Genomic DNA, 18,640 nt, shown 5'->3' on the forward strand with positions numbered 1-18,640 from the left:
AAACGATCGTTTAGACTAGTCGTTTTTTTAGTATTATGAAAGAAAGCAAGAAGCGGCTTTTATCATTAAAGACATGATAATGAAAAAGCTACACAAATGAAGTTGAGAAGAAGAGAGTGATGTTTGCCTATTTTGAGATGTAAACAGATGTAACATACCCTAGAGGTATGGCAGAGTAGTGAATTCATTTTGTTAAAAGTTTGTGTTTTTTATTTTATTATACCTTAAATTCTAATTTTGTATGAGAAATGTTGTATCATGGAAGCCATTAGTCTTAGGAGCTTCTTTTCTTCTGTACGGAGCCGGAACGGCCTTCGCAACAGAAACGGATCATCTGTATCCTACACCTAGTACGGGATTTATGAGTGTCCAGCAAGATGGACGACAGGTTAACTGCCACATCGTGGATAAATCTGGTCCTATCGTTGGAGCTAACGTAGTCGTAAAAGGGACTACTATCGGAAATATTTCCGATATGGACGGACGGGCTATTATTGAGAATGTGCCTGCAAACGCAGTTCTAGTAGTATCGTATATCGGATACGTTACCCAAGAAGTCATTTTGAAAAGCAATCAAACGAACATCAAGATCACGCTGGTTGAAGACTCACAGGCATTGGACGAAGTTGTAGTTACAGGCTATAGCACACAGGCTAAGAAGGATATTACCGGAGCTGTGGCTGTTGTCGCTACCGATGAGTTGAAAGAGACTCCTGTTTCTAACTTCGCAGAGGCTTTGCAAGGTAAGGCTGCTGGTGTATTCGTACAGGCTGGTGGTGGTCCGTTGGGTGAAACAACGATTCGTATCCGTGGTGTCGGCTCCGTAAATGGTTCCGATCCATTGGTGATCGTTGATGGTGTTTCCGGAGTGGATATTGATGCAGTGAATCCGAATGATATCGAGTCTATGCAGATATTAAAGGATGCTGCCGCTTCTGCCATCTACGGTGCGAAAGGAGCAAATGGTGTTATCATTATCACAACGAAACAGGGTAAAAAGGATGATCGTGTAAAAGTATCTTACAACGGTTATTTCGGCGTAGCTAAAATGGCTAATAGCGGTTACGATTTAATGGATGCTTGGGAAGCAATGGAATTCCAAGAATTAGGTCAACGTAACTTGCTTCAGTTCCGCGGTAAAACAGCGACCCATGCCCAGTTCGGTTCTATCGGCGCTGACGGAAGCGGTCACTTGACAATGCCATACGCAATCAAACCGTCGGGGTTATCTAAGGATCAAGTGATCGCTCAGTTCGGAAGTATTGACGGTTGGGTCGCTTCCTATAAAGATAATGGATCTAACTCTTGGTCCCGTTCCGCATATTATCAAATGCTGGAAGATGGTTATTCAGAAGAAGAAGCCCGTAAAGGAACAAACTGGTATGACGAAGTAGTACAAACAGGAAAAGTCCAAGACCATCAAGTATCTGTTTCCGGTGGTGGAGAAAAAGCAACTTACGCAACTTCCTTAGGTTATATGAACCGCGAAGGTACGATCAAAGAATCGTGGTTCCGTCGTTATTCTTTGCGTGTAAATACCAATTTCATGCCGAATAAATACTTCTCGATCGGACAAAACACGAATATCGCAGTAATCGAGAACTCTGGTGAACGTGGTCGTCAAGGTGATGATAACACTTTTGGTAAAACCTTCTCTATCCAACCTTGGGTTCCTATTTACAATATTGGTGGCGACTATGCCGGTTCACAGGCCCCGGAAGGTGGACGTGCGAATACCGCTGTTCAAACTGTAAACAACGAAAAAGACAACCGCCGTCGTTTCTTACGTGCGCAGTCCGCTATCTTCGCGGAAGTAAAACCGTTGGAATCCATCGGTGAAGACTTGAAGTTCCGCACACAGTTCAGTGCCACATTGATGGGAAGCTGGGACTATTGGATGAGTAAACGTACCATCATGACTAACAAGGAAGGAGCAAATAACAATAGCTTCACTGAACGTGCGGATTATCGCTTAGGCTATCAATGGACTAATACGGTGACTTACAATAAGACTATCAATGAAGATCATACGATCGGCGTTGTGTTAGGTACAGAGGCACTCCGTGAAGGGTTAGGCCGTTGGATACAAGCCAACCGTATCGACTATCCGTATGAAGATAATCCAAACACATGGACAATTGAAAATGGCTCTACCGCTAATATGGGTACAGACGGAAGAAGAAACAATACTACAACCATGTTTGGTTTCTTTGGACGTGCCGACTACTCTTATCAAGGCAAATATTTGGCAACTGTGACTGTCCGTCGGGATGCTTCCTCACGTTTTTCCGAAAAGAATCGCTGGGGAACGTTCCCTTCTATCTCTTTAGGCTGGCGTATGTCTGACGAGAAATTCATGGAGAAAACCCGTACTTGGCTAGATGACTTAAAGATCCGTGCGGGTTATGGTACAACAGGTAACTCTAATATCGCCCCATACAACTGGGCGTTCCAATACGGTACGGGTAACAAATATTTATATAGTATTAATGGTTCCGATACAGAAGTATACCAAGGTTTCGGAGTAACGAACCTAGGAGATATAGAAGCGAAATGGGAAACTTCTAAGATGTTAAATATAGGTTTAGATGTAACAGCCCTAGATCAACGCTTAAGCATGAACTTCGACTGGTATACCAAAAAGACCTCTGATATGTTAATCGACGCAAACTGGTCCGCATTAGCGGGTAATATGACAAAGCCGAACATTAATATCGGTGATATGCAGAACAATGGTGTAGATTTAAACTTGAGCTGGAGGGACAAAGTCGGCGAGTTCGACTACTCTGTAGGTGTTAACTTATCTCACTACAAAAATAAACTGACCGAGATCGGAACAGAGGCCGGTATCTTTACAGGAACTCGTATCGCCAACATGAATGTAATGATGAAAGGGCACGCCATCGGTATGTTCCACGGTTATCAGTTAGATGGAATTTATAAGAGCGAAGAGGACGTACATAACTACAAGAACGACGCTGGTGGTGTTGTATTGCCATATGGTGTAAGCGACGTAAAACAAATGGTCGCATCTGATTTTGTAGGCCAGTATAAAATCAAGGATGTAGACAACAATGGAAAGATTGACGCAAACGATCGCACATTTATCGGTAATCCGCATCCGGACTTGACTGGAGGTGTTAATCTAAGCTTAGGCTGGAGAGGATTCGATTTGAGTACTTATCTATACTTCTCCGTAGGCAACGATTTGTTCGCAATGTATAAATATTATACGCATTTCGGTTCTTTGCAATCGGCTTACTCAAAAGATCGCCGCGATAATTCTTGGCATCCTCAAACCAATCCAGATGGTATCTATCCATTATGGGCTACAACCGGCGGTGAGAGCGATATCGCTGCCAACCAATCTAACTCCGGTTATATAGAAGATGGCTCTTTCTTACGTATGCAAACACTGACTTTAGGATACACGCTTCCAAAAAAGATCTTAGATAAGATCAAATTTGAAAAGATCCGTATTTATGGTCAAGTAGCCAACGTATTTACGATTACGGGTTACTCAGGTTTGGATCCACAGGTTCGTACAGATAGAGACGGTGGTATCTCTAACGACCGTAACATGGGTACCGACTTCGGTGCTTACGGTATGCCGCGCCAATTCATTATAGGTCTAAACTTAACCTTCTAACAAAAGAGAATTCATAATGGTAATGATCCTCTAGAAAAACAGTTATAACTATAAATTTCAAATAAGATGAAGAGACTATTTATATATGCGGCAATTGCTGCCGCCGCAATAGGAAGCATGACTTCTTGCTCCGATTTCTTGGAAGTGGAACCGGTAGGTAAGATGAGCGAACCGGACTTCCTTAATCAAGAGGGTGTTTCACGATTGATAACCGGTATGTATGCCACCTTACACAACGATAGCTATTTCGAAGGTACATTAACGAATTATGCATACGGTGATGTAATGGGAGGTAGCGCCAATAAAGGCTCTAATTTTACCGACCAACCAGACTTTACTAGTTTGGAGACTTATACATTCGCTGCCGATAACAGCTATTTAAGCGTAAAGTGGAAAAGCTGTTATAATGGCGTATTTTTCGCAAACAACTTGATTAATGTAGCCAAGCAAGTGGAGACAGAATTAACCGCTGTTCCCGGACAAAGCAAGGACTACTTTACAGAGACAATCGCTCAAGCACGCTTCTTCCGTGCCTTCTGGCATTTTGAAGTTGTCAAACTATTTGGAGCCGCAGTTCCTTATGTAAATGATGAGGATGTAGCAGCGAATGTAAACCCTCAAGTTTCGAATGTAGATGAGAGCGGAAATTATATTTACATATGGGATAAGATCGCAGAAGATTTCCAATATGCTTATGACAACCTGCCTGATACATGGCCAGCAGAAATGGGACGTGTTAACAAATGGGCCGCAGCCGCATTTTTGGCAAAAACGAGAATGTACCAATCTTCCGTATATAACGGAAAGAACGGAAACTCAAACCATTGGGCTGAAGTAAAAACCATATTGGAAGAAGTCATGGCCAATGGTAAAGACAACAATGGTACGAAGTATCGCTTGGCTGATACCTATGAGGAACTTTATACTGCAGGAGTATCAGACTGGACAGGAGAGTCTGTATTCGATATCCAGATGGCAATCTCCGGTACGCAAACTAATACAAATGCTCCAAATGGTGCACCTCATATTGGTTTCGGTGGTGCTTTAGGAACCGGTGGTTGGGGATTTTATCAACCTTCTTACGATTTGGTTAATTCTCACATCGTTGACGCAAATGGTTTGCCTAAAATGGATGGCTCTTATCAGAAGGATGTGCCACTGACTACAATTGACGAGAATACGATTCCTCATACAGATTTGACCGTCTACACAGATCCACGTCTGGATGTTTCCACGGGTCGTTTCAATACTCCATTCCTAGATTGGTCTATCCCAACAACAATTGACGGTTGGATTCGTGAAATCACAAACGGTGGTCCATACCTAAATAAAAAGAACCAGCCAAAGAAAGCTGATCAAGGAAGCTTATCCGTTCCGACAGAGACTTCTTCTTCTGCCAAGAACTTCCATTTAGCGCGATATGCAGATATATTGCTATGGTATGCGGAAGCTTTGATTGAAACAGGTAATCCGCAAGGAGCACGTGAATATGTAAATCAAGTACGTGCCCGCGCAGCCAATGGATATGTGAAAGCAGCAGATCCGACAACTATGCTAGAGACAACCTCTCCTTATGTATTGGATGATAAGATTAATGGTAAACAAGATACAAATGCCGCCGCAAACTATCGTATCGGTCTATATCCAGAATCTCAATTCGCTACGAAAGAGAAAGCCACCCAAGCATTACGCTGGGAACGTAAGATAGAGATGGCCATGGAAGGTCATAGATGGTATGATTTGGTACGCTGGGGTATCGCTGCTGAAGAATTGAATAATTACATCAAATACGAATCTCAGTATTTAGGTAAATACCAGAATAAGTATTATAATCCTAATTGGACTACACTTCCAATTCCAATCAACGAAATACGTTTGATGAATGGTTTATTAGTTCAAAACGAAAACTGGAAATAAACAAGTGGGTTAACAGTTTCAAAAAGAGCAGCCGGGCATGTGATATGTCCGGCTTGCTTTTTTAATCCCCAAAAGTAAGTTAACTTACTTTGCTCACGAAGTTAACATACTTTGCCAACGAAGTTAACTCCATGTGCCAATTAAGTTAACTTCGTTTTGTGTAGATTGGTATTTCCGATAAAAATCGTATCTTTGTTTGATTTTAAATCAAAATGAAACGTGTACTCTAGCCATGAGATATAAACAAATACTCCTCGGTTTGATCCTGTTTGTCCTATTAGGGGGTTTCTTGCAAATAACCGGCAAGTTTCATTTCTTCTATATTGAGCAGCTTCAACTATTCCAGTTTTCCGGAGATTATCTTGCGGATAAGATCAGCAATCCGGGAGGTTTATCTTTGATTATCGGGGAATTCTTGACACAATTCTTTATTACCCCTTATGCAGGGCCTTTTATTACCGCAGCTATACTTACGTCTATCGGATTGACAATGAGAGCGATCATCCGGCAAATCAATCCGGATAAAGAACTCTTCCTGCTTTACTTACTTCCGGTTCTATCTTTATTATTGATTCAATACGACTTCAATTATTTATTACAAGGCACTATCGCATTCCTATTTTGTTTGCTTAGCCTAAACGCATGGATGCGTATAAAAGATCTCCACTACCGGCTATCCGCCGCATTGATAATCACCCCACTACTTTTTTGGATGGGAGGACCGGTCGCCGGGCTATTCTCATTCAGTGTGGTTCTAAAGGAATCAGTAAGCCGTTCCAAACATGGAATCTATTTTTTAGCGGTTTTAATTGAATACCTATTTATCGGGATCGGGAGTGTCTGGTCAACTACCATCACCAGCTATCGCTTCGCGTTCTTACCGGACGCTTTTTACCACCCGATTCTGGCGGCTCCCAATCTCATCTATTTCGCATGGGTCAGTTTACCGCTTAGCTTGATCGGGGCATTCGTATATCCTAAAGGCAAAAACAAATCAAAGAAAAAAACAGGGATAGAGCTTACCGTTCAATCCATCCTAATCCTATTCCTTTGCTGGGTAGCGATTCCACGGTATAACGACCAGAAAGCCTATCCTCTAAAGGTCTTGGATTATTATGCCCGTACCGGACAATGGGACGAGATCATCCGGCATTGTCACGGGCCGATCAAAAACTATTTATATTTAACTTACTTAAATAGGGCACTTGCGGAAAAAGGGGAGTTAGCAGACCGGATGTTCGCTTTTGATCAACACGGCCCTCAAGGACTACTCGCCTCTTGGAACAAGACCTTTACGGTCTCTACCCTGTTAAGCGACGCTTATTTTACGTTAGGGGAAATCGCATTATCACAGGAGATGGCTTTTGAAGGATATGTCACCGTAATTGGCGCCGGTAATCCCCGGAACCTGCAACGGCTTGTTCAAACAAACTTGATTTACGGAACGTATCCTATCGCCGAGAAATATATCAGTATCTTAGAAAAAACATATGCTTATCATAATTGGGCTAAGCAACATAGAGTGTTCTTGTATAACGATAAAGCGGTTGAAGCAGATCCGGTATTAGGCCCTAAACGAAAAACTCTCCCGAAAGAAAGTAACCTATCCGGTATCAACGGACTGGAGCATGATCTACTTATCCGTGCCGAACAAGACCCGGGGAATCAGCTCCCGATCCAATTCACCGGGGCTATCTATCTGCTTTCTAAAGACATGAAGTCCTTCCAAACGTTGATAGAGAAGTATTATGGAACCCCGGTACTCCCCTCTCTTCCCGTGAGCTTTCAAGAGGCCGTTATCCTATTGGCTGAGAAAGACGTGGATTACTGGAAGCGTTTTAACGTATCAGAAAATGTCATCCGCAAATTCGCCGGTTATCGGAACTTAGTCGTACAGAATCGGAATAACCCACAGCTTCCTCAACTTATAAGAAACTCGTTTGGAGACACTTATTGGTCTTATTATACGTTAAAATGATCAACAGCCATGAAAAGAAATATTCGATATATCATCGGTTTATGCCTTATCCTACTGGGAATATCCTGCTCGGACACTATCCCGGTTAGCAAAGAGACCTCGGAGAAACCCGTATTATTTCCCGATTATGCGGATGTGACGATCCCTTATAATATCGCACCCTTAAATTTCAAGATACAAAATCCGCATACGGAAGCTTTCGTCCTACTTAAATTCGGAGAAGAAAAGATACAAGTCAAGGAAAAAGGGGGACAGTTCTATCTTCCCACATCCGATTGGAGAAAATTGTTGAAAAGCGCGACAGGAAAAGCGATACAAGTAAAGCTCTACGCCAAAGATAAAGAATGGCTCGCCTATCCGGAATTCTCACTATTCGTCGCTCCGGAACCCATGGATTCATATCTGGCTTATCGCTTGATCGAACCCGGATACGAGCTTTGGAATCAAATGGGTATTTACCAACGGAATCTGGAAGATTATAAGCAAAGCCCTATCATGGAAAACAAATACAGCGGTCAAAACTGTATGAATTGCCATTCTTTTTGTATGCAAAACCCCGAAAAAATGCTGTTCCACATGAGGGATAAGTATTCGGGCACTTATCTGATCGACGGAGATAAGATCGAGAAATTAAATACGAAGACCGATCAGACGCTCTCGCCTTTGGTCTATCCCTCTTGGCATCCATCGGGGAAATACGTAGCCTTCTCTGTCAATCAGACCAGCCAAAGCTTTCATGCCAACGACAAAAACCGGGTGGAGGTCTTCGACAGCCAATCCGACGTAGTTGTATACGATACGGAAAAGCATGAGATTATCAGTACGCCTTCCATTCGGACAGCAAAAGCGTTTGAGACTTTCCCGACATTCTCTCCCGATGGCAAGACTCTTTACTTCTGCTCGGCAGAGGTACGTTCCATGCCGCATGAATATTCAGAAGTAAAATATAGCCTTTGCTCCATAGCGTTCGATCCCGTAACCCGGAGTTTCGGCTCTCGTATAGATACCTTATACAATGCCGGAAGAGATGGGAAGAGCGCCTCTTTTCCCCGTGTTTCCCCTGACGGGAAATTCTTGTTATATACGCTGTCCGGCTACGGTAACTTCTCGATCTGGCATAAAGACGCAGATCTGTATCTACTGAATATTGCGAGCGGAATCTCCCATTCCTTGCAAAACGCCAATAGCACGGATACGGAGAGCTATCACTCATGGAGTAGCAACAGCCGCTGGATCGTCTTCAGCAGTCGAAGAATAGACGGGTTATACACACGTCCTTATTTTGCTTATATAGATGAAGAAGGAAATGCGTCTAAGCCCTTCCTTTTGCCTCAGAAAGACACAGACTACTATCACCGTTTCATGAAATCTTATAATATACCCGAGTTTATTACCGGAAAAGTATCCTCCAAGATCCGGGCGCTTAGCACGCTAGCCAAAGAGGATAAAGGAATTGACGTAACTTATCGTAAATAGAATAAATCACATGAGTACTTTATATAAGAAGATATTACCACCGCTTCCATTCATTCTATTGACTGGCGTCTTATGGTTTCATTTGCAGACCATGCAAGAGCCTCTCTTTTTTATCGGGAACAGCAGCAGATTTTCCTATTCGATTCCACCTATATATTCAGCATACTTAAGCAGATAGGGGGGCTAGCGACTTTTATCTCTCAATTCTTGATACAGTTTTTCAGGATCCCGCTTATCGGATCGCTAACTACGGCATTGATCGGTGGAATCTCCGGTTGGTTATTCTGGCTGACCTTACGAAAGATACATCCGGCATTATATCTTATGCCCTTGGCCTTTCTCCCCATCCTATTCCAATATCTTTACCTAATGAAAGATAGCTATCATTATGAAGGACTGATAGCCATGTTGTTTTGGTCATTGGCGCTTAACGTATATAGTTACAGCGCACGAAAATTTAATTGGACGTACCGTACCTTAATCGGTTGCTTGCTGGCGACCGGATTGTTTTACACGATGGGATCTGTAGCTATATTATTCGCCCTTAGCATCTTACTATTTGATATATTACAAAAAAGCGAACGCTGGTACGCAAGCTTCATCCCTTTGATCCTGCTGCTTATCGTAGGTTCTCTATGCGTTCTAGGGGGCAGTAAACCCGATTATGACTATGTATTTTGGATGAAAGATTACGTAGAGTATTTCATTGATCTGGAACCATTCTACGGTTTCTCTTGGCAAGTAGCGTTACTCGTTATGCTTCTATTCTCCCTATCACGTTATTAGATCACATAAAAACCTATTTAAAAGCTTTAGTAGCCGTAGCATTACTTGCCTTATCCGGTATGTATTATACGCAAACGGCTCTTCAACAGAGGAATAAAGATTTCTATACGTTGATGCAAATGTTTCATTACATAGATACCGAGCAATGGGACGCCATAATCTCGTCCACCGATCTGAACTATAATAACTATTTACACCTGAATTGCTTAAACCTTGCCTTATCCCACAAGGGTGTCATGCAGACTGATTTATTCAAATACCCGCAAAGCGGAATACAATCTTTGGTCTCAAAGTACCAAGCGCATATAGAGGAAAGTTTCCTGTTCAGCCAGATATACTACCATGTAGGAATCACGTCCTTGGCATACAATTTCGCTTTTGGTACCTCGGTAGGAATTACATACGGCAGTCCCGTCATGACTAAATTATTAATAAAATCCCATTTGATATACGGACAGTATCCCGCGGCCGAGAAGTTTATATCATTATTGGAAAAGACATGGGCCTATCACGAATGGGCCTCCTCGCAACGAAAGTTCTTATATAATGACCAAGCGGTGGAGAGCGACCCGGAATTAGGTACAAAAAGAAAAAGCCTATCCAGCGACAAAGACCTTTTCGCCAATATAATCGGATTGTTTGATAACCTGATGATTATATTGGAAGAGAATCCCCTGAATAAAGCCGCATTGGATTATACGATCGGTACGTTATTATTATCGAAAGACCTGCCCGCTATAAAAACGTTTGTTGAAAGATTCAGTGGGACGGAAGTACTCCCTATATTACCCGAACCCTTGCAACAAGCCGTGATCTCTTATGCGGAGCATGATCCGGAATATTGCCGCAAGTATGGGGTAACCGATAAAATCCTGTCCGAGTTCTCGATATTCAAGCAACGTGTATTGGGATTAAGGCATGCCCGACAAAATGTAGCGACTGGAATAGCCGACTATCAACCTACTTTCTGGTACTATTTGATACTCTCTAAATAAAACACATATGGAAAGACAGACTTATACAAATACAAACCGATATCTTTTCCTTTTTCTCATCGCCTTGATGGTTTCATGCTCCAAAAACGACGTACAGATCGCCAAGAGTCTAAACAAGGAAATCGCCATTTATCCGGATTACAAGGATGTGACCATCCCTGTGAACATCGCCCCGCTCAATTTCTCTATCGCCGATAGCAGTGAGCACTACCTTATCATTAAAGGGGAAAAGACTCAACTCCAAGTCTATAGCGATGAGGGGCCCTTTGAGATCCCACAAAAGAGATGGAAAGCCTTATTGAAAGAGAATGCCGGAAACCAAATAGAATTGACCATCGCTAAACGCATACAGGGCGAATGGAATGCCTATACGCCTTTTCATATGGACATCGTAAATGATTCCATTGATAAATATATAGCCTATCGGTTATTAGCTTTGAGTAATGATATGTGGAACAGGATGGGTATCTATCAACGAAACTTGGAGAATTATGACCAAAGCGTGATTTATGAGAATAACCTAACCGACTATAACTGCGTAAACTGCCACACGTTTTCCTCCGGGAACCCGGATAAAATGATTTTCCATATGCGAGGCAAACACGCCGGTTCCGTACTGATTGATGGAAAGAAAATCACCAAGCTAAATACCAAGACTCCCGAGACCGTCTCAAACTTTGTCTACATGTATTGGCATCCGAATGGTAACTATCTGGCGGCCACCGTATGCGATACCGACCAAAACTTCTTCATCAATAATCCCAATACGCTGGAAGTATTGGATCATAACTCCGATATCGTGATCTACGACGTGAAGAAGAACGAGGTATTCTCTTGCGAAGCGTTAAATTCCAAAGACGCATGGCAAATATTCCCAGCGTTCTCTCCCGACGGGAAGAGCCTCTATTTCAGTTCGACCGCCGCCGTAGATTCTATTTCTAAGAATTTCAGACAAATGACCTACAGCCTATGCCGTGTCGACTTTGACCCGGAAACCCGCACCCTAGGCCAGCAAGTAGATACTTTATACAATGGCCGGGCCAATCACAAAAGCGTATCCTTCCCTAGAATCTCACCGGATGGTAAATATCTGGCTTTTACCCTACAGGAATATGGCGGTTTCGGGGTTTGGCATAAAGACGCTGAATTATATATGATCCGCCTATCCGACGGAAAGACGTACCCGCTGAGCGAGGCGAACAGCGCCGAAGGAGAAAGCTACCATTCATGGAGCCACAACAATCGTTGGCTGGTATTTAGCAGTCGCAGGTTGGATGGATTATACACACGCCCGTTCTTTACCTATATCGATGATAAAGGTACGGCCCATAAACCATTCCTCCTGCCGCAAAAAAATCCCGTAAAATATTATAAAGACCTGTTGTGGACTTACAACCTCCCGGAGTTTATACAAGAAAAGGCCCAAGTAGATACGCATGCCGTGATGGAAACCATGAGAAATACAAAAGGAATCCAAGTAAAATAAGAACAATAGCTAGGGTGGGCGAAAGGAGATAAGGATGTCTGTTTGGTTAAATCTACCCACCCTTAGCTATTGATCTGTTTGCTCACTCTTTTATCTTCACCGAGAATAGAAATAGAGCGTTTCAAATCAACGCCCATATTTCCATTTGTTGTATTCATAAAATAAGTACAAACTTTCGGCAATCAGATTTCACTCTTTAGTGAAACAAACATATGTAATCTGCGTTTATAGATTATCAAATGTCTCTTTAAAAACTTGAGACAAAAATAAACTATTTTGATAGAAAAATAGGTCTGTAAATATTCACATTTTATTCACAACACACACCAAAACGTTCATTTATCCTAGGAAGCATCACAATTTAACATCTAACCGCTCCATCATCACTCCGGTCTTCTCCCTTGCCTCCGTCACATCCAAACCACGAGCCAACAAGACGGCCATACGGCGATGTCCATGAACTTCCGGTTTTCCAAAGAAACGCATCTGCGTATCGGGTTGTTCCAAGACCTTATCCAGATTCCCCAAAGACAACCGGTCACTGTCCCCTTCCACTACGACGGCACGGGAAGCTCCCGCTCCATGAAACACGATATTAGGGATCGGCAAGCCAAGCACCGCACGGGCGTGCAAAGCGAATTGAGACAAATCTTGCGTAATCATCGTCACCATTCCGGTATCGTGCGGACGGGGGGAAACCTCGCTGAATATGACATCGTCTCCTTTAATGAATAATTCCACGCCGAAAATACCACGTCCGCCTAAAGCCTCGGTGATCTTACCGGCGATCTCACGGGCTTTCGCTTTAGCGGCAAGGCTCATGGCTTGCGGTTGCCAAGACTCCCGGTAATCACCGTCCACCTGAACATGTCCTACGGGTTCCAAGTAAGACGTTCCTCCGATATGCCGAACCGTCAGCTGGGTAATCTCATAGTCGAAATCCACGAAACCTTCCACGATCACCTTACCCGCTCCAGCACGTCCGCCTTCTTGGGCGTACTGCCAAGCACGATCGATATCCTTTTCCTCACGAACCACGCTCTGTCCGTGTCCGCTCGAGCTCATGATCGGCTTCACCACGCAAGGCATACCGATTACCTTCACCGCTTCCTTAAATTCCTCCTCGGTCTCGGCGAAACGATACGGCGAGGTAGGCAAGCCCAGCTCCTCGGCCGCCAAGCGGCGGATTCCCTCACGGTTCATCGTCAGCCAAGTGGCACGGGCGGTAGGAATCACATGGTATCCCTCTTCCTCCAGTTCCATCAAAGTACGGGTAGCGATCGCTTCCACCTCCGGCACGATATAATCCGGTTTCTCTTTCTCGATGATCTCCCGCAAGACATCGCCATCCAGCATGGAGACCACATAGGAACGATGCGCCACTTGCATGGCCGGAGCGTCCGGATACTTATCCAAGGCGATTACCTCCACGCCATAACGCTGCAACTCTATTACAAACTCTTTCCCCAATTCGCCCGAGCCACAAAGCACGACTTTAGTTGCCGTAGCCGATTTGGGCGTACCAATTGTTACCATAAATCTTTCTGCTATTTGAATTTCGCCGCAAAGGTAAGGGTTTAGATAAAGATAGCCTAGGGCTTTTTTCTTTATCTATTAAGTGGAAGAAGCAGAGAGATTCATTATCTATCAGTTGTTGGACGATCATGCACCAACTGTTGGATGATCGTCTACCAATTGGTGCATGATCGTCCAACGGATGGTAGAAGATGTATACATATAGTACCGGCACGTAAAGTTACCGCACGTACAAGCTAATAGATATAGATGGTAGAGCTAAACCTTTTCGATCAAAACCTTTTGTTAATATTACATAATTATAAGTACCTTGCGATACAAGGTATCTTAGTAAAGCATATATTTGTAACCAAATGATAAAAGTGTTCACCAACAGTGTAACTTATTTAGCAAACTGTACGTCTAATATATTAAAGTAACTACATAATATGATGATTCAACTGAGAGGAATAAACAAAACGTACTTTAATGGAGCCCCACTGCACGTTTTGAAAGGTATCGACCTAGATATAGAGAAGGGAGAGATGGTATCCATCATGGGAGCCTCCGGTTCCGGTAAGTCAACCTTATTGAATATCTTAGGGATATTAGATACGTACGACACGGGCACCTATCAATTAAACGGACAGTTGATTCAGAATCTCAGCGAAAGTCGTGCCGCCGAGCTCCGGAACCGAATGATCGGCTTCATTTTTCAATCTTTTAACTTAATCTCATTCAAGAACGCCATGGAGAACGTCGCCCTCCCACTCTATTATCAAGGGGTCAGCCGGAAAAAGAGGAATGCCATGGCACTGGAATACTTGGACATGGTGGGATTGAAAGATTGGGCGGAGCATATGCCGAATGAGATGTCCGGTGGACAGAAGCAACGGGTAGCGATCGCCCGGGCCTTGATCGCGAAACCCCAAGTCATATTGGCCGACGAGCCGACCGGAGCGTTGGATAGCAAAACGACCGTGGAGGTAATGGAACTACTACGCAAGGTAAACCTAGAAGGGATGACCATGGTGATCGTTACCCACGAACCCTCCGTAGCGGAGGCTACAGACCGGATTATCCGGGTAAAGGACGGGTTGATTGAACGTATCGAAAAAGAAGAGAATCATGTTTGACTTTGATAATTTCAGGGAAATATGGAGCACCATCAAAAAGAATAAGCTCCGTACCTTCTTGACCGGCTTCTCGGTCTCATGGGGTATTTTCATGTTGATCGTGTTACTGGGGGCGGGAAACGGGTTGCGCAATGGCATCATGTACAACTTCAGGAATATGTCTACCAACCGGGTCGAGGTATGGACACGCTATACCACCAAGCCTTGGAAAGGTATGCAATCCAACCGCAGCATCAGTTTCAAGGAAGAGGACCTAGGCGCCTTGAAGAGAGACTTCAAGGAGGTGGATCTTTGCTCGGCTACGATCTCCCACAATGACACGATCACTTACAACGAGGAATATGTGACGGGACAAACCAATGGCGTATATCCGGATCATGCCCCGATCAATTACGTGAATGTAGAGACGCATAACGGCCGCTTCATCAATGAGCAGGACATGAGGGACCGAAGAAAAGTAATCGTGATCAGTCCCCGTATGGCGGAGGTCTTGTTTCGTGACGAGAAGCCGCTGGGTAAATACGTGAAATGCGGGAATATGATGTATCAAGTAGTCGGCGTGTACAACGATGATGACAAAAGCAATAACGCTCCCGCTTACATCCCATTCTCCGTAGCCCAATTGCTATATAATAAAGGATACGGCTTCGGATCGCTAACGTTTACCTTGAAAGGGGTGACTACCGAAGAGGAGAATGAGGCTTTCGAGGAAAGTTTCCGGGAATGGATGGCACGCCGCCACCAATTCGACCCGACAGACAAGAACGCTATCGGTATGTGGAACATGGCGAATGAGTTCTTGATGTGGAATAATATAATGAACGGGATTACCTTGTTTATCTGGATTATCGGTATCGGAACGTTGATGGCGGGAATCGTGGGAGTTAGCAACATCATGCTGATCACCGTACGGGAACGGACCCGGGAGTTCGGCATACGCAAGGCATTGGGAGCTAAACCCGGCTCGATCTTGGCATTAGTAATCGCCGAGTCCATCCTCGTAACAGCCGTCTTCGGCTATGTCGGGATGATCATGGGGATCGGGCTCACGGAGCTAATCAATCACGCGATGGAAATGGCCCAAGCCGGAGCCCAGTCCGGTGGGAATATCGGAGAAGACACGACGGTCTTCCGTAACCCGACCGTCAATCTGGCGATAGCTAGCTCCGCTACGGTCTTGATCATCGCGGCCGGTGTATTGGCGGGTTATTTCCCGGCACGCAAGGCGGTGAAAGTCACGGCTATCGAAGCCATGAGAACGGAATAATCATAAAAAAGAAAAGAACCATGTTTGACATAGACAGATGGGTAGAGATATGGGTGACGATCACCCGAAACAAGACACGCAGCTTGTTGACCTGCTTCGGCGTATTCTGGGGAATCTTGATGTTGGTGATTCTATTGGGAGCCGGAAACGGGATGAAGAACGCCATGTTCTCGAATATCAACGGATTCGCCACGAACTCCGCCTTCTTTTTCTCCGACCGGACCAGCGAATCGTATAAAGGCTTTAACAAGGGGCGTCAATGGGACATGCGAAACCGGGACGTGGAGAGCATCCGAAAACAGGTGAAGGACATCGAGGCCGTCTCCCCCATCATCTGGGGAAATCGCTCGGACAAGAATATCGTTTTCGGCCAATTAAGCGGTACTTATAACGTAAAAGGCGTGCAGCCCGATTATTTCAAGATCGAGACCCAGCAGCTTTATTACGGACGGTTACTAAACGAGATCGACGAGATCGAGAAACGTAAGGTTTGCTTGATCGGCGCTAAGGTGAACGAGGTATTGTTCAAGGGAAGTGATCCCTGCGGGAAATATATCCGGGTAAACGGGATTTACTACCAAGTGGTAGGCGTCACGAAGCAACGGGCTTCTAGCGTCAATATCGGCGGACGGGCCGAGGAAAGCGTATTCCTCCCTTTCAGTACCATGCAACAGACGCTGAACCAAGGGGATATCATTCACTTCTTGTGCGTGAGCGCCAAACCCGGCTATAAGATCGATCCGGTGATCACGCAGATCAAGGATATCGTAAAGAGCCAGAACCAGATCTCTCCTACCGATCCGCAGGCCGTGACGGTGATCAACTTGGCGGCTCAGTTCGAGACCTTCAATATGCTATTTATCGGTATCGATATCTTGATCTGGCTCGTGGGTATGGGTACGTTATTGGCGGGTATTATCGGTGTAAGTAATATCATGATGGTAACGGTCAAGGAGCGTACCCGGGAAATCGGCGTACGCAGGGCCTTGGGAGCGAAACCTTGGAACATCATCTCGCAGATCATGAGCGAGAGTCTGCTACTTACGGCCTTAGCGGGTTTGTTGGGGTTAAGCGCCGGGGTATTCCTGCTCGATCTTGTAGATAAGATCATGAGTGCCCAGCCGGCTTCCAACGGAACCATGATGGAGCATCCGGAGGTAAGCATCCAGATCGCAGTAGCGGCCACGGTGATCTTATTATTCAGCGGTCTGCTGGCCGGGCTGATCCCCGCATGGCGAGCTATGCAGATCAAGGCGATAGATGCCATACGAGAAGAATAAACAACAATTGTCAATTAATAAAACTATATAATCATGAAGAATCGCATTGTAAAAAAGATCCTGCGTATCATCTTATTAGTACTTGTGGGAGCAGCGGTAATCGGTACATTCTATTTCTTATGGAAGAAAGCGCAACCGGTCATCACCGTTTATGAGATCGTAACCCCTGAAAAAGGGGATGTGGAAACCAAGACGGTCGCTACCGGAAACGTAGAGCCTCGTTTCGAGGTGGAGATCAAGCCGCAGATTTCCGGTATCATCTCCGAGCTGAAGAAAGAAGCGGGGCAGATGGTCCAAGCGGGAGAGATTATCGCCATTATCAAGGTAATCCCCGAGATGGTACAGCTCAACAGCGCCGAATCGCGCGTGAACCTTGCCAATATCTCTTTAAAGCAAGTGGAAGAGACTTATAAGCGGGATACGCAATTATTTAAGCAAGGTGTTATCGCCCAAGAAGATTTCGATCTTTCCAAAGCGAACTACCTGAAAGCCGTGGAGGAAAAGGATAACGCGCAAAGTGCCTTGGAGATCATCCGCGACGGTATAGCCAAGAACTCCAGCGTGGCCAGTACGACCCAAATCCGTAGTACCATTACCGGTATGATCTTGGACATTCCCGTTAAAGTAGGTAACTCGGTTATCCAAGCGAATAATTTCAATGATGGCACGACGATCGCTACCGTAGCCAATATGAACGACATGATCTTCAAAGGAAACGTAGACGAGACCGAGATCGGACGCATCCACGAGGGAATGCCGATCAAATTGACCGTCGGCGCCATGGAAAGCCGTTCATTCGACGCTTTGCTGGAATATGTATCGCCCAAGGGAGTAGACAAGAATGGAGCTATTCAATTTGAGATCAAGGCGGCCGTAACGATCCCCGAAGATGCTTTCATCCGTGCGGGATATAGCGCCAACGCCGAGATCGTGCTAAAACGTGCGGAAGACGTGCTTACGATCCCGGAAAGTACGGTCGAGTTCCAAGGGGATTCCGCATTCGTTCAGTTAGTTAAACAAGAGCAACCGGAGCAAGTCTTCGAGAAGCATCCTGTAAAGGTAGGTCTGTCCGACGGTATCAAGATCGAGATTCAAGAAGGACTGGCCGCAACCGATAAAGTCCGGGGCGCAGCTATTGACCCGAATAAGAAATAA

At 44.7% G+C, this 18,640-nt stretch carries 12 protein-coding genes; 11 read left to right on the top strand and 1 reads right to left on the bottom strand.

Annotation, left to right across the window (positions count from 1 at the left end):
• Positions 1–241: 241 nt before the first annotated feature.
• The 7 genes from NBH16_RS16435 to NBH16_RS16465 all read left to right on the top strand — a co-directional run bounded on the left by NBH16_RS16435 (position 242) and on the right by NBH16_RS16465 (position 12,287).
• Complete coding sequence (locus NBH16_RS16435; RefSeq protein ID WP_250788878.1) at positions 242–3,649, top strand: SusC/RagA family TonB-linked outer membrane protein; 3,408 nt, start codon at positions 242–244, stop codon at positions 3,647–3,649.
• A 66-nt stretch (positions 3,650–3,715) separates the two neighbouring features.
• Complete coding sequence (locus tag NBH16_RS16440; protein ID WP_005867639.1) at positions 3,716–5,566, top strand: RagB/SusD family nutrient uptake outer membrane protein; 1,851 nt, start codon at positions 3,716–3,718, stop codon at positions 5,564–5,566.
• 232 nt (positions 5,567–5,798) lie between these two features.
• Positions 5,799–7,544, top strand: coding sequence for a DUF6057 family protein (locus tag NBH16_RS16445; protein ID WP_250788879.1), 1,746 nt, complete (start codon positions 5,799–5,801; stop codon positions 7,542–7,544).
• A gap of 9 nt (positions 7,545–7,553) precedes the next feature.
• Complete coding sequence (locus NBH16_RS16450) at positions 7,554–9,020, top strand: TolB family protein (RefSeq protein WP_250788880.1); 1,467 nt, start codon at positions 7,554–7,556, stop codon at positions 9,018–9,020.
• Between the two features lie 72 nt (positions 9,021–9,092).
• On the top strand, positions 9,093–9,806 hold the full coding sequence (locus tag NBH16_RS16455; RefSeq protein ID WP_250788881.1) for a DUF6057 family protein: 714 nt from the start codon (positions 9,093–9,095) through the stop codon (positions 9,804–9,806).
• Between the two features lie 59 nt (positions 9,807–9,865).
• The gene (locus tag NBH16_RS16460) at positions 9,866–10,801 is read left to right on the top strand and encodes a DUF6057 family protein (RefSeq protein WP_250788888.1); all 936 of its coding nucleotides are present in this window, start codon (positions 9,866–9,868) and stop codon (positions 10,799–10,801) included.
• Between the two features lie 7 nt (positions 10,802–10,808).
• Positions 10,809–12,287: a TolB family protein gene (locus tag NBH16_RS16465; protein WP_250788882.1), complete on the top strand. Its 1,479-nt coding sequence runs from the start codon at positions 10,809–10,811 to the stop codon at positions 12,285–12,287.
• Positions 12,288–12,641: 354 nt separating this feature from the next.
• Here NBH16_RS16465 and purT read toward each other — a convergent pair whose 3' ends face one another.
• Positions 12,642–13,823 carry a formate-dependent phosphoribosylglycinamide formyltransferase gene (purT, locus tag NBH16_RS16470; protein WP_250788883.1) on the bottom strand — a complete coding sequence of 394 codons (1,182 nt, stop codon included), beginning with the start codon at positions 13,821–13,823 and terminating at the stop codon, positions 12,642–12,644.
• A gap of 431 nt (positions 13,824–14,254) precedes the next feature.
• On the opposite strand from purT, the gene NBH16_RS16475 reads away from it, so the two are divergent.
• From NBH16_RS16475 to NBH16_RS16490, 4 genes are read left to right on the top strand one after another with little or no spacing between them, the layout of a single operon-like run.
• Positions 14,255–14,938, top strand: coding sequence for an ABC transporter ATP-binding protein (locus NBH16_RS16475; protein ID WP_005867634.1), 684 nt, complete (start codon positions 14,255–14,257; stop codon positions 14,936–14,938).
• Positions 14,931–16,205, top strand: a complete 1,275-nt coding sequence (locus NBH16_RS16480) for an ABC transporter permease (RefSeq protein WP_005867632.1) — start codon at positions 14,931–14,933, stop codon at positions 16,203–16,205. The genes NBH16_RS16475 and NBH16_RS16480 overlap by 8 nt, the downstream gene beginning before the upstream one ends.
• Positions 16,206–16,225: 20 nt before the next feature.
• A complete protein-coding gene (locus tag NBH16_RS16485) occupies positions 16,226–17,485 on the top strand; it encodes an ABC transporter permease (RefSeq protein ID WP_008772754.1) in 1,260 nt (419 codons plus the stop codon).
• Positions 17,486–17,518: 33 nt separating this feature from the next.
• Positions 17,519–18,640: an efflux RND transporter periplasmic adaptor subunit gene (locus tag NBH16_RS16490; RefSeq protein ID WP_005867627.1), complete on the top strand. Its 1,122-nt coding sequence runs from the start codon at positions 17,519–17,521 to the stop codon at positions 18,638–18,640.

The organism is Parabacteroides sp. Y3-G-102 (assembly GCF_023656845.1).
Classification (GTDB): domain Bacteria; phylum Bacteroidota; class Bacteroidia; order Bacteroidales; family Tannerellaceae; genus Parabacteroides; species Parabacteroides distasonis.

What these genes read in the sequence shown, in the direction of transcription:
- NBH16_RS16465 (WP_250788882.1), top strand. Translation starts at nt 10,809, where the DNA reads ATGGAAAGACAGACTTATACAAATACAAACCGATATCTTTTCCTTTTT.
- NBH16_RS16490 (WP_005867627.1), top strand. Translation starts at nt 17,519, where the DNA reads ATGAAGAATCGCATTGTAAAAAAGATCCTGCGTATCATCTTATTAGTA.
- NBH16_RS16460 (WP_250788888.1), top strand. Translation starts at nt 9,866, where the DNA reads ATGTATTATACGCAAACGGCTCTTCAACAGAGGAATAAAGATTTCTAT.
- NBH16_RS16455 (WP_250788881.1), top strand. Translation starts at nt 9,093, where the DNA reads ATGGTTTCATTTGCAGACCATGCAAGAGCCTCTCTTTTTTATCGGGAA.
- NBH16_RS16485 (WP_008772754.1), top strand. Translation starts at nt 16,226, where the DNA reads ATGTTTGACATAGACAGATGGGTAGAGATATGGGTGACGATCACCCGA.
- NBH16_RS16435 (WP_250788878.1), top strand. Translation starts at nt 242, where the DNA reads ATGAGAAATGTTGTATCATGGAAGCCATTAGTCTTAGGAGCTTCTTTT.
- NBH16_RS16480 (WP_005867632.1), top strand. Translation starts at nt 14,931, where the DNA reads ATGTTTGACTTTGATAATTTCAGGGAAATATGGAGCACCATCAAAAAG.
- NBH16_RS16440 (WP_005867639.1), top strand. Translation starts at nt 3,716, where the DNA reads ATGAAGAGACTATTTATATATGCGGCAATTGCTGCCGCCGCAATAGGA.
- purT (WP_250788883.1), bottom strand. Translation starts at nt 13,823, where the DNA reads ATGGTAACAATTGGTACGCCCAAATCGGCTACGGCAACTAAAGTCGTG.
- NBH16_RS16475 (WP_005867634.1), top strand. Translation starts at nt 14,255, where the DNA reads ATGATTCAACTGAGAGGAATAAACAAAACGTACTTTAATGGAGCCCCA.
- NBH16_RS16445 (WP_250788879.1), top strand. Translation starts at nt 5,799, where the DNA reads ATGAGATATAAACAAATACTCCTCGGTTTGATCCTGTTTGTCCTATTA.
- NBH16_RS16450 (WP_250788880.1), top strand. Translation starts at nt 7,554, where the DNA reads ATGAAAAGAAATATTCGATATATCATCGGTTTATGCCTTATCCTACTG.